Below are 11,725 nucleotides of genomic sequence, written 5' to 3'. Positions count from 1 at the left end.
TCGTGAAGGATTCGAACCTTCGACCAATTGCTTGTAAAAAAGAGCAAGCCAACTGCCATTCTACTCAAATGGACAAAACTGAGCTGACGTTATGAATTGTTATTGCAAAGATTCTATCTAAGGGAGTGTTTCTAAATCTATAAGAAGTGGTGGGTCGTGAAGGATTCGAACCTTCGACCAATTGCTTGTAAAAAAGAGCAAGCCAACTGCCATTCTACTCAAATGGACAAAACTGAGCTGACGTTATGAATTGTTATTGCAAAGACTCTATCTAAGGGAGTGTTTCAAAATCTATAAGAAGTGGTGGGTCGTGAAGGATTCGAACCTTCGACCGATTGGTTAAAAGCCAACTGCCATTCTACTCAAATAGACAAAACTAAGCTGACGTTATGAATTGTTATTGCAAAGATTCTATCTAAGGGAGTGTTTCAAAATTTATAAGAAGTGGTGGGTCGTGAAGGATTCGAACCTTCGACCAATTGGTTAAAAGCCAACTGCTCTACCAACTGAGCTAACGACCCATCTTGGTGATACTTCTACTTGTTTTTCCACCTGTAGAATAAGTGGTGGGCTGTGAAGGATTCGAACCTTCGACCAATTGGTTAAAAGCCAACTGCTCTACCAACTGAGCTAACAGCCCTTACTGGTATTACATTTTCTGATTTCATTTGCTTGAAAACAAATCCACCTCAGAAGTAGTGGCTCGTGAAGGATTCGAACCTTCGACCAATATGGTAGTTAAGAGTAAAGCCAACTGTGCTCTTATTCAAAGCATCAACTGAACTAACCTATCTCTACCTTCTCCATTTTTACCACCAGGAGAAGTGGTGGGTCGTGAAGGATTCGAACCTTCGACCAATTGGTTAAAAGCCAACTGCTCTACCAACTGAGCTAACGACCCATCTGGTTTTGCCTCTACTTGTTTAACCACCTGTAGAATAAGTGGTGGGCTGTGAAGGATTCGAACCTTCGACCAATTGGTTAAAAGCCAACTGCTCTACCAACTGAGCTAACAGCCCTTACTGGTATTACATTTTCTGATTTCATTTGTTTGAAAACAAATCCACCTCAGAAGTGGTGGGTCGTGAAGGATTCGAACCTTCGACCAATTGGTTAAAAGCCAACTGCTCTACCAACTGAGCTAACGACCCATCTGGTTTTGCTAGTATCAATTTCGTTTTATTTAGTCAGACTAAATAATTCGTTTAGATACCCTCCGAAAGACTCTGTCTCTCTGAGGGCGCCTATAATACCTTTTTCATTTGCTCATGCAAGTGCAAATTTCCCATTTTTCATCGTTTGCATGAAAAACAGTCTAAGAGATTGTTTTTTGAATAAATCGCAATCAAAGTGCTGAAAGTTGCTGCTGTGCAATACGGGCAGCTGCGCTATTAGCATACTCCTTCACAACTTTTTGGTAATAAGCTTTAGCTTTGGCTTTATCACCAGTCTTTTCTGAAATCATACCAAGCTTGACTAAACTCTCGCCACGCTTACCTGAATCCTTGAATTTATCAACAACGGTAGTAAAAGCTTTAGTTGCTCCAACAAACTCACTCTTATTATAGAGTAGCTGTCCTAACCAGTAATTGGCATTAGGCGCGTAGCTTGAATCAGGATAATTTTTGATAAACTGAGCAAAAGCGGGAATAGCCGCTTCGTACTTCTTCTCTTTAAGCACTAAGTTTACAGCTTGTTCATAACTGGCAGTTTCGCCCAATGTTGAACTTGTCGTCGTGGTACTATTGCTACTTGCTGCACTCACAGGTACTGCAGGCTTACTTGAGATATTAGCAATATCTTCATAGAGCTGACGCTGCCTTTGTAGCATCTGCTCTATTTGATAAGACTGTTGTTCACTTAATCCACGCAAATCGAGGACTTCTTGCTGCAACGCTTCTAAGCGCTGTTGCATAGCAAATTCAGTTTGCTGTTTTGCTTTTACAATTCGCTCTAGACGAGCCACTCTGTCGTCTGAAGAGCCACCAGCAACATCCTCAACAGGAGCAGGTGCAGCATGCGCTGCACCTGCCAGGATGATTGCCGCTGATATCACGGCGTATTTCATAGGGTAAACCTTTTACCTAAAATTAGTATACAAGTACTGCACGACGGTTTTTAGCAAAACCATCATCAGTGCGAGATAGATCCATTGGCTTCTCTTCACCATAGCTTACAACGCTCATCTGGCTAGGCTGTACACCCATACCTTGAAGGTACTTAGCAACGGCTTTAGCGCGTCGTTCGCCCAATGCGATGTTGTACTCTGGCGTGCCACGCTCATCCGCATGACCTTCAATCATCACGCGAACATTTGGGTGTTCTACAAGATAGTCACCATGAGCTTCTAACACTTCAGCAAATTGCTGAGAAACTGAACTGCGATCAAAATCAAAATAGATGATGTGTTCTTTTCTTAGCTCTTGAAACTTAAGTTGTTGCTGCTCTGCAGGGGTTAGTACTGGTGCAACACCACCAGTTTCAACGCCATTATTAGCAGAACCCGTTGTAGATGATTCAGTAGAGCTAGTTGCATCTGTTTCAGACTCAGAAGTCGAGCTACAGGCACTGATAGCCATAATAGGAAGTACGACTAACATGGCTTTAAATAGCTTATTCAGATCCATTTTAAAATCCTTAATCTTTATAGTTAGAGAAATGGTGACCAAGAAGGTGATTTCACTTCACCTTGACCGACGGGTAATCTGGCCTTAAATCGTCCATCCATAGAAACCGCCGCTAATACCTGTTTACCTTGGTACGTTGTTCCGTAAATAACCATAGTACCATTTGGTGCTAGGCTTGGAGATTCGTCGAGTCTAGTACTCGTCAAAACCTGCATAAATCGTGTTTCAAGGTCCATTCTTGCGATATTGAATTTACCATTAGTACGATTTACAAAAACTATACTGCGTCCATCGGGTGCGATTGACCCACCTAAGTTCCACTCGCCTTCAAAGGTTAAGCGAGAAATTTTACCTGAGTCCAAAAACACACGATACAGCTGCGGGCGTCCGCCACGTTCAGAGGTAAGTAATAAAGACTTACCGTCCGGGAACCAAGACGGCTCGGTATCGATGGAATAATGATTCGTCACGCGTTTTAATGCACCAGTGGCGATATCAACCACGTAAATGTCTGGTTGACCGTCTTTAGAAAGCGTCACTGCCAGTTTTTTACCATCAGGTGAAAATACCGGCGCACCATTTATACCATTAAAACTAGTGACTTTCTTACGTGCCTGAGTATAAATATTCTGAACAAACACTTCTGCTTTACGGTTTTCAAAACTAACGTAAGCAAGTTGCTGCCCGTCTGGCGACCATGATGGCGACATCAATGGCTCAGGAGAGCGTAATAACATCTGTTCGTTATAGCCATCGTAATCAGAGATCATCAACTGATATGGTGATTTTTCGCCATGCTTAACAACTACATAAGCTATACGAGTAAGAAAAGCACCGCGAATGCCGGTTAATTTTTCATAAACCACATCACTAATACGGTGACCGTACTGACGAAACTGAGCGGCACTAATGACAGTCTCACGGCTATCAATCACTAAATCGTTAGCCGCCTGTGGTCCTGCATCCGACTGTAACTGCGCCTTAACTAAATCAATTAACTGAAAGCTAACTAGGTATTTATCTGCACCATAAGGTTTAATCGAGCCCATCACTACAGCTTCTGCAGGCTGCGCCATCCACGCTTTCGCATCAAATTGAGCCAAGGTACTGATATTACGTTGCGGCAAGCTTAGCTCATCTGATGGGCTAAATGTGCCGCTGCGAGCAAGATCAGACATTACCACATCCGATATTTGCGACGGCATGGGACCCGTGCCTTGCCAAACAAAAGGCACAACGGCAATAGGTCTTGCAGCATCAACACCTTCGGTGATCACAATATCCAATGCAGCTTTTGCAGGCATACTGCAAATAAGTAGGCTAGCGAGTAACCATTTCCCCAAAATCTTCATGTGATTCCTTTAATTGAACTCGGGTTGAACTGTTAAATTAATTTCTTTTAGCTTGTTATATACATCTGGCTCATTCGAAACAGGTAGACGTCCAGCTTTATTAATCGCTGCTTTAGTCGCTCGACATACTACGCTATCGCCATCCAAGATTTTACTCGCAGTCACAAAGCCATCATTTGCTAAGCGGATAAAGACTCGACAGCTTTTACCTCGCATTGATTCATCAACAACTAAGTTACGCTGAATGGTCGCTCTGATCATAGAGGTATAACGCTGAACTTCGCTCATTACCTGCTTATTACGAGTTTGTGAAAGCGCTGCTTGCTCGGCAGCTAAAGCCTCTTGCATCATCCGCTCTTGCTCACGCCGAGCTTGCTCTTCGGCTTTGCGTTTACGTTCAGCTTCTGCTTTGCGCTTACGTTCATTTTCAGCTTTTAGAGCAGCGGCCTCCTCTGCTTTACGCTTATCTGCTGCTTTTTTAGCTGCAGCTTCTGAGGCTTGGCGCTCTTTTTCTTTTTGCTTACGAGCAGCTTCAGCCTTAGCGGCTTTCTCTTTTTCCTGCTTCTGCTTTAACTGCGCAGCCTTAGCCGCATCGTTTGCATTTTTAGTTTCAATCTCTTTTTGCTTTCGCTCTTGCTCAAGCTTTTTAATACGATTCTGTTCACGCTCGCGCTCTTTACGCGCTTCACGGACACGTCTATCAGCATCATCTTGGCGCGCTTTCTCTTTGCGCTCCGCTTCTCGCTTCTGTGCTTTTAGCTTTTCAACGTGTTCTGCCACTTTTTGCTGATCAACGACTACCGCTTGTACAGCTGGCGCGCTTGCTTGAGGTTGTGGCTTGGGTTTTTCTGAAAAATCAACGCCTAGCGCTAAGATAACTATCACGCCAATATGAATTCCAGCTGAAATTGACACTGGAATGGTTAATTCTGATTTAGCCGCCACTACTTATCCTCCGGCGAATCGGTCATTAGTCCAACAGACGGTACGCCCGCGCCTTGCAGCGTCACCATTAACTGAATCACTTTCTCATAGGGGATTGAACGGTCGGCTTTAACGACCACAGGACGTTCAGGCTCTAATTGAATAATCGCCCCAACCCTAATCGCGACTTCGTCCAGTTCAAGTACCTCTTTGGTGCTCGAACTACCTACATCTAAATAGTACTCTCCCATGGCATCAATTGAAGCCACAACCGGTGGTTTACTATCAGCAGGCAATGACTCCGCTGCACCTTGAGGTAGATCGACCTTAACGCCTTGAGTGACAATTGGCGCTGTCACCATGAAAATAATCAACAGTACCAACATCACATCGATATAGGGCACCACATTAATTTCAGCAACCGGGCGACGGCGCTTCCTTTGGTAGCCTTGATGCATTATGCCTGTTCCTTCTCGCTATATGCTTGGCGGTGCAAGATGCTAGAGAACTCTTCCATAAAGTTAGCGTAGGACATCTCTATCTTTTCAACTTGAGTCGAGAAGCGGTTGTAGGCGATAACAGCAGGAATAGCCGCAAATAGACCCATTGCAGTTGCAATCAATGCTTCAGCAATACCTGGCGCTACCATCGCTAATGTAGCATTTTCAACTGCGCCTAAAGCGATAAAGGAGTTCATGATCCCCCATACAGTCCCAAACAAACCTATATACGGGCTGGTTGAACCAATGGTGGCCAACAGTGGTAAATGCGTTTCGAGTTTTTCGAGTTCTCTTGAAAGTGACACACGCATTGCACGGTAACTGCCATCCATCACGGCTTCAGGTACACGGCCATTGAGCTTATTGAGTCTGGCATACTCTTTAAAACCAGTTACAAACAGCGCTTCAAGGCCAGCATTGCGATCTTGCCGTGCCGATAGTTCTTGATAAAGTTTGTTGAGATCAACACCAGACCAAAACTTATCTTCAAATTTAAGTGCTTCAGTTTTTGCTGCAGTTAATAATTTACGGCGTTGAAGGATCACCGCCCAAGAAGCAATAGACAAACTAAGCAAGGTCAGCATAACAAACTTAACTAAAAGACTTGCTTGTAAAAATAATCCAATAAACGAAATATCAGCTTCCACCGTTAAACTCCTGGGCAATATTTAGGGGAATGGCTTTGGGTCTCATACGCGATAATGCGATACAGGCTACTAATATATCTGCCTCGCAATACGTAACGCCCTGCTCATCAATTAAACGCTGTTTAAATGTCAACGACGCTTTCTTAAGTTGTATGACCTCGGTTTCTACCATAAGGTTCTGTTCAAAACGTGCCGCTTTACAAAAATCAAGTGTGGCGTGCTTCACAACAAAGGCAATATCATCAGCAAGTAGTGCTGTTTGACTGACGCCCATTGACCTTAACCACTCCGTTCGAGCGCGCTCAAAAAACTTCAAATAATTTGAGTGGTAAACTACACCACCGGCATCAGTATCTTCGTAATAAACGGAAATAGGCCAACGAAACATAAAATAAGATCGCCAATTAATGAGACAAAATAAGAGGCCTACTATACCTAGCGAATATGCAATTGTGAATGGCGATATGTGATAAGCCTTAGCCATCTCCATAAAATTTTGTTAATAATCTTAAGGGATTATTAGATCTGCGCTTAAAAGAGTTAAAAATGCACACTTAGCGGGCATGGACTGGCTTCAAATGGGCATTGGTTGAGTGATATTAGTCTAATGAGTGCGTTGCTGACTCACTGCATATTTAGAGCACAAAAAAGGCAGCTTAGCTGCCCTTTTTATTTAGCGTAATCTATACTCTATTGCGCGATTTCAGCTGGCACTTTTAAGCCAAAGTTGTGCCATAGGAAACTATAAATATCGGCAAACTCATCAATCTTCATCGCTGTCGGTTTACCTGCACCGTGACCCGCTTTTGATTCTATACGCATAATCACTGGCGCGTCACCTTGCTGCTTCTCTTGCATCATGGCACCAAACTTAAAACTATGCAGCGGTACAACTCTGTCATCATGATCAGCTGTCATTACCATAGTAGCGGGATAAGATTGAGCTTTAACATTGTGGTACGGCGAGTATGCATATAATGCAGGGAACTGCTCTGCGTTATCGGCACTGCCATACTCACTCGTCCATGCCCAACCAATGGTGAACTTTTGGAACCTAAGCATATCCAGTACGCCTACCGCAGGCAACACAGCGGCAAATAGTTCAGGACGCTGAGTTAACGCTGCACCCATTAATAGGCCACCGTTACTACGACCATAAGCACCAAGCTTTGTGCTATTAGTGTAGTTCTGGTCGATTAAGTATTCAGCAGCAGCATAATAGTCATCAAATACATTCTGCTTTTTATCGAACATACCCGCTTGATGCCAGCTTTCGCCATATTCAGCGCCGCCTCGCAGGTTTGGCACCGCATAAACACCGCCCATATCCATCCAAGCTATATTGGCAGGACTAAAGCGTGGGGTTAATGAAATCGCAAAGCCACCATAAGCGTATAAAAGAGCTGGGTTATTACCGTCTTTCTTCATGCCTTTCTTGTAAGAGATCATCATCGGCACTTTTGTACCATCTTTACTGGTATAAAAGACCTGCTCAGAAGTGTAGTTGTCAGGATCAAATGATACGGTAGGCTTTGAGTAAAGTGTTGACTCGCCCGTCTTAAAATCAAACTTATAGGTCGTTTGTGGCTGAGTGTAGCTATTAAAGACGTAGTAGAAGTAGTCTTTGCTGCGCTTACCATAAGGGCCTGCTACCTTACCTTTTCCTGGCAGTTTTACGTCTTGGCGCTTATCGCCATTCATGCTGTAAATAGTTAACTTACCCAGAACATCATGCAAGTAGCTAACGACAATATGATCATTAACTATCGCAATATTACTGATAGGGTCTTTAAGCTCAGGAATAATCGTCTTCCAATTGTCCTTCGCGCTGTTATTCACATCAATCGCAATCACTTTACCATTAGGTGCGTGATAGTCAGTCTTAAAATAGAAAGTTGACTTGTCGTTGCCAATGAAGCTGTATTCCGCTTCTAGATCAGGAATAAGTTCAACCACTTCTGCTTGTGGTTGTTTAAGCGACTTATAGAAGAAGCGATTACGACTGTCGGTACCTTGAGAGATATAAAGCAGTAAATAGTCTCCTTTATCCGTTACTTCAATACCAAAACCCCAATCTTTGTTTTGTGGTCTTTCGTAAACCAGCTTGTCTTGTGATTGCTCACTGCCGATTTTATGGAAGTATACTTTTTGGTTAAAGTTAACGTCAGCAAGGGCGTTACCACCTTCAGGCGCATCATAGCGGGCGTAATACACGCCAGTGTTATCGCTATTCCAAACCGCGCTAGAGAATTTGATCCAATCTAATTGATCGCTAAGCTTCTTGCCGCTAGCAATATCGACAAAATGCCATGTCTGCCAATCCGACCCTGACTTCGACACGCCATAGGCCAATGTTTTACCGTCGTCACTCACCGATGTACCAGACAGAGCGATGGTTCCGTCTGATGAGAATGTATTTGGGTCGAGCAACACCTTTTCATTACCAGAGGCATCTTTAACAAACAGAACAGACTGTGCTTGTAGGCCGTTGTTGCGATAATAAAAAGTATTACTACCCTTTTCATTCGGTGCAGAAATCTTTTCAAAGTTCCACAACTCTGTAATCCGGTCTACAATCGCTTGCTTATTTTCGATGGCTGATAAATAGGCTTTCCCCTCTTGCTGTTGTTGCTTCACCCATTGATGAGTCTTGTCTGACTCAACTTCTAAATAGCGATATGGATCTGCAACCTGAACGCCATGGAGTGTTTCAACGACGCTGTCTTGGTTTTGTATAAGGGTGTCAGCTGTAGATTCGTCAACAGATTGCGTCTGGCAACCTGCTAACGCTAAGCTAAAGCCAATAGCCAATAACGGCTTTTTAGCTAATAAAGTATTAATTCGCATGGTTTGTATCCCTGATTCACCTATCCGTAGTTGCACCAAACAGCAATGTTTACTAGGTAGGCTTTTTTATTAAGCTGGCATAAATAGCCATTTTCAAAATGCACTATACAAATTAAAAAAAACCAGCGCAAAATTTTGTTGTCGCCTTAGTTTCGCTTATGCCACTGAACAGCCATTAATAATTTAGTAACATAGATTAATTATATATTAAGTGAAATTATGCAAAAAACGTGATTAAGGACTCACAAATACGCTAATAGGCTGCTAAAACCAGCAAACTCAGCTTTTTCATGCATTAGCAAAACTAATCTATATATAAAATTATTCTAGTTTGTCAGTAATCAAAGCTGGCTCTATAATTCGTCTCGTTTTCAGGAAGTGTCTGCCTGGCAGATTTGGAAACAAAGAACTCTTAAACTTTGGTGGTTATCCACGGAAGTTTCATCCCTGGTTCTTAGCTTGACTTCCTTCCTTCAATTTGTTGATTGCAAATCAAATATTTTTGCAGCCCGCTTACTTATGTAAGCGGGCTTTTTTTTATCTAAATTTTACTGCTGCAGCGCAAAACGCCTAAGATATAAAAAAGCCCTGCGCTAAAAACAGGGCTCAAATAAATGGTGCAACTAATGCTGGTTTACAGCGGCTTACTTATTCTAATCACCACGCGACGGTTTCGTGCTCGCTCATCAATGGTTTGATTTGACGCAACATGCCGTCGTTCACCGTGCCCCATAGTATGGATACGACTCTGTGGAATACCACTTGCCACAAACAGCTCTTTAACACTGTCGGCGCGCTGAACAGACACACGTTCATTAGCGCTGCGGCCACCATAACTATCGGTATAAGCATCAATCAATACTAAATCTACGTTCTGATCGTAAGCCAGATACTCTTGCACTTTATTTATCTGTGCTTTGGCGTAACGTGTCAGTTCAGTGCCACCCGATTCATAGGTGAGTACCGTAAAGGCGATATCTTCGAATGAATATGGTAAGAGCGACGCTAAGCACGATTTAAACTGCGCGTATTGGCGCCTGAAGTTAACTGCCGATAGGCCTACGGCGATTTTGTTGCTTTGGTTATACCAATCGGCATAATAAAAGGTCGGTTGCATACCACTTTCAAGTTCAGCAAGCATCGACCATGCTGCATTACGCGGCACTTCGCCACTAAAGTACTTTTGATAAGTCAGCTCAGTGATCTCTTTAGAGACAACACCTGGTCGCCAAGCTGGTGCCATACTCATCAATTTAGCTTGAGTGACTTGATCAGGCTTAACCCACATATCAAGAGTGAAATTAAGGTTATGGTTCTTACCTGCAATACTGGTAAACACCGCTTTACCATAAGAGGGAATATCATGCTCCAAGCGGCACATAACAGGATTATTACCGCTCACGCGCCACTGGGACTCTTCTAAAGAAGCTACATATTGTTTGAGATCCGCATTAGCAAAAAAAGGTAAGCATAATAATGATGCAAAAAGAACGCTAAGCCGCATAAAACCACTCTCCATAATTGGGTCACTTCTCTCTATCGGCAAAGATTTATCTTTCTTTAGCTTATAAAACGAGCAAACGAACATGACAGTCATTCTCAGTTGCCCCATAATAGGCACCTGCTAACTTTTTGGATAATTTAATGACTGACACTTTCGACCACAACAAATTGAAAAACCGCTTCAGAGGCTATTTCCCAGTGGTTATCGATGTTGAAACAGCCGGGTTCAATTCAAAAACCGACGCGCTACTAGAAATTGCAGTCACGATGTTAAAGATGGATGATGATGGTGTGCTTCAATTAGACAAGACACTGCATTATCATATCGAACCTTTTGAAGGTGCAAATCTTGAGCCTGAAGCTTTAGCGTTTAATGGTATTGATCCTACTAACCCACTACGCGGCGCAGTCAGCGAAAAAGAAGCCTTTTTAGAGATCTTCAAAGAGGTCAAAAAAGCACAAAAAGCTTCTGAATGTCATCGCAGTATTATTGTGGCGCACAACGCCGCCTTCGATCACGGCTTTGTCAGCGAAGCCATCGAGCGTAATGGCCTAAAGCGCACACCATTCCACCCTTTCGCCACCTTTGATACTGCCGCACTTGCTGGCCTTGCTATCGGCCAAACGGTGTTAGCGAAAGCCTGTGCAATGGCTGGCATTCCATTTGATAACCGCGAAGCCCATTCAGCCTTGTATGACACCGAGCGTACCGCAGAGCTGTTCTGCCTAATCGTAAACCGCTGGAAGTCACTCGGCGGCTGGCCATACATTGCTGATGAGTCAGAGTCAGAAGAACTAGCGGAAATCGAAGTTAAACCTGAAGATTAATCGTAAGGTTCGCTTGTAATACTAGATTCAAAAAAGCCGCTATCAATGCGGTTTTTTTGTAATTGAAATTTAGAGGAATAAATAGCTTTTATATAGAACAGAGTGAACTTCGCTACTGAACTAAATTGTCTTAAGCTCCACCACTCTCATAAACTTGCTACAGGGCTGAATGGCGACACTTTTGGTAGATAGCACCGAGCAAATTTACCATAAGAAAATACATTGGCACATTCAGTAAAATCATGAAGCCGATATAAATGTAATCGCTAACCCCGCTGATTTTGCCATCCAAAGCAATTAAGCCAACCATCATTGGCCACAGTATAATCGTCAATTCGGAAAGCTCTAATCCCACAGAGAGTATGATTATTGGTATCACAATACTTCATAAAAGGGTGAATTGGTTTAATTTACTCATAAGCTAACTCAGTCCTTTAAAGTCCATTTAGGCGGTTGATAGCTGTTTGCTGAAACGAAACCGAGTTGACTATTAATAC

Annotated in this window: 10 protein-coding genes and 6 tRNA genes; 1 reads left to right on the top strand and 15 read right to left on the bottom strand. The window is 43.0% G+C overall.

Going from position 1 to position 11,725, the window contains the following annotated elements; genetic code table 11:
• Nucleotides 1-445: 445 nt before the first annotated feature.
• The 15 genes from L2730_RS15100 to L2730_RS15030 all read right to left on the bottom strand — a co-directional run bounded on the left by L2730_RS15100 (nucleotide 446) and on the right by L2730_RS15030 (nucleotide 10,401).
• A tRNA-Lys gene (locus L2730_RS15100) sits at nucleotides 446-521 on the bottom strand.
• Nucleotides 522-564: 43 nt separating this feature from the next.
• Nucleotides 565-640 (bottom strand) — tRNA-Lys (locus tag L2730_RS15095).
• Between the two features lie 59 nt (nucleotides 641-699).
• Nucleotides 700-787: transfer RNA gene (locus tag L2730_RS15090), tRNA-OTHER, on the bottom strand.
• A 38-nt stretch (nucleotides 788-825) separates the two neighbouring features.
• Nucleotides 826-901 (bottom strand) — tRNA-Lys (locus L2730_RS15085).
• Nucleotides 902-943: 42 nt separating this feature from the next.
• A tRNA-Lys gene (locus L2730_RS15080) sits at nucleotides 944-1,019 on the bottom strand.
• Between the two features lie 56 nt (nucleotides 1,020-1,075).
• Nucleotides 1,076-1,151 (bottom strand) — tRNA-Lys (locus L2730_RS15075).
• Between the two features lie 194 nt (nucleotides 1,152-1,345).
• Nucleotides 1,346-2,068, bottom strand: coding sequence for a tol-pal system protein YbgF (gene ybgF / locus L2730_RS15070; protein ID WP_248975344.1), 723 nt, complete (start codon nucleotides 2,066-2,068; stop codon nucleotides 1,346-1,348).
• Between the two features lie 22 nt (nucleotides 2,069-2,090).
• Nucleotides 2,091-2,627, bottom strand: coding sequence for a peptidoglycan-associated lipoprotein Pal (pal, locus tag L2730_RS15065; RefSeq protein ID WP_020911974.1), 537 nt, complete (start codon nucleotides 2,625-2,627; stop codon nucleotides 2,091-2,093).
• A 23-nt stretch (nucleotides 2,628-2,650) separates the two neighbouring features.
• Entirely contained in the window at nucleotides 2,651-3,979 is a 1,329-nt protein-coding gene (gene tolB, locus L2730_RS15060; protein WP_248975343.1) for a Tol-Pal system beta propeller repeat protein TolB, read from the bottom strand.
• A gap of 9 nt (nucleotides 3,980-3,988) precedes the next feature.
• On the bottom strand, nucleotides 3,989-4,924 hold the full coding sequence (gene tolA / locus L2730_RS15055) for a cell envelope integrity protein TolA (protein ID WP_248975342.1): 936 nt from the start codon (nucleotides 4,922-4,924) through the stop codon (nucleotides 3,989-3,991).
• Nucleotides 4,924-5,361 carry a protein TolR gene (gene tolR / locus L2730_RS15050; protein ID WP_020911971.1) on the bottom strand — a complete coding sequence of 146 codons (438 nt, stop codon included), beginning with the start codon at nucleotides 5,359-5,361 and terminating at the stop codon, nucleotides 4,924-4,926. Before tolR ends, tolA begins: the two co-directional genes overlap by 1 nt.
• The gene (gene tolQ, locus L2730_RS15045; RefSeq protein WP_220736217.1) at nucleotides 5,361-6,050 is read right to left on the bottom strand and encodes a protein TolQ; all 690 of its coding nucleotides are present in this window, start codon (nucleotides 6,048-6,050) and stop codon (nucleotides 5,361-5,363) included. Before tolQ ends, tolR begins: the two co-directional genes overlap by 1 nt.
• Nucleotides 6,040-6,438, bottom strand: a complete 399-nt coding sequence (gene ybgC / locus L2730_RS15040) for a tol-pal system-associated acyl-CoA thioesterase (protein ID WP_248975341.1) — start codon at nucleotides 6,436-6,438, stop codon at nucleotides 6,040-6,042. The genes tolQ and ybgC overlap by 11 nt, the downstream gene beginning before the upstream one ends.
• A gap of 302 nt (nucleotides 6,439-6,740) precedes the next feature.
• Nucleotides 6,741-8,897: a prolyl oligopeptidase family serine peptidase gene (locus L2730_RS15035; RefSeq protein ID WP_248975340.1), complete on the bottom strand. Its 2,157-nt coding sequence runs from the start codon at nucleotides 8,895-8,897 to the stop codon at nucleotides 6,741-6,743.
• Between the two features lie 634 nt (nucleotides 8,898-9,531).
• Complete coding sequence (locus L2730_RS15030) at nucleotides 9,532-10,401, bottom strand: flagellar protein MotY (RefSeq protein WP_248975350.1); 870 nt, start codon at nucleotides 10,399-10,401, stop codon at nucleotides 9,532-9,534.
• A 140-nt stretch (nucleotides 10,402-10,541) separates the two neighbouring features.
• On the opposite strand from L2730_RS15030, the gene rnt reads away from it, so the two are divergent.
• Nucleotides 10,542-11,228: a ribonuclease T gene (rnt, locus tag L2730_RS15025; protein WP_248975339.1), complete on the top strand. Its 687-nt coding sequence runs from the start codon at nucleotides 10,542-10,544 to the stop codon at nucleotides 11,226-11,228.
• Nucleotides 11,229-11,725: the final 497 nt, after the last annotated feature.

Origin of the sequence: Shewanella kaireitica, assembly GCF_023284045.1 — a bacterium.
GTDB lineage: Bacteria > Pseudomonadota > Gammaproteobacteria > Enterobacterales > Shewanellaceae > Shewanella > Shewanella kaireitica.
This window is presented reverse-complemented; position numbering and strand designations above follow the sequence as displayed.

Bases quoted from the DNA above. Each gene is read 5' to 3' on its own strand.
- ybgF (WP_248975344.1), bottom strand. From the start codon at position 2,068: ATGAAATACGCCGTGATATCAGCGGCAATCATCCTGGCAGGTGCAGCG.
- pal (WP_020911974.1), bottom strand. From the start codon at position 2,627: ATGGATCTGAATAAGCTATTTAAAGCCATGTTAGTCGTACTTCCTATT.
- tolB (WP_248975343.1), bottom strand. From the start codon at position 3,979: ATGAAGATTTTGGGGAAATGGTTACTCGCTAGCCTACTTATTTGCAGT.
- tolR (WP_020911971.1), bottom strand. From the start codon at position 5,361: ATGCATCAAGGCTACCAAAGGAAGCGCCGTCGCCCGGTTGCTGAAATT.
- ybgC (WP_248975341.1), bottom strand. From the start codon at position 6,438: ATGTTTCGTTGGCCTATTTCCGTTTATTACGAAGATACTGATGCCGGT.
- L2730_RS15035 (WP_248975340.1), bottom strand. From the start codon at position 8,897: ATGCGAATTAATACTTTATTAGCTAAAAAGCCGTTATTGGCTATTGGC.
- L2730_RS15030 (WP_248975350.1), bottom strand. From the start codon at position 10,401: ATGCGGCTTAGCGTTCTTTTTGCATCATTATTATGCTTACCTTTTTTT.
- rnt (WP_248975339.1), top strand. From the start codon at position 10,542: ATGACTGACACTTTCGACCACAACAAATTGAAAAACCGCTTCAGAGGC.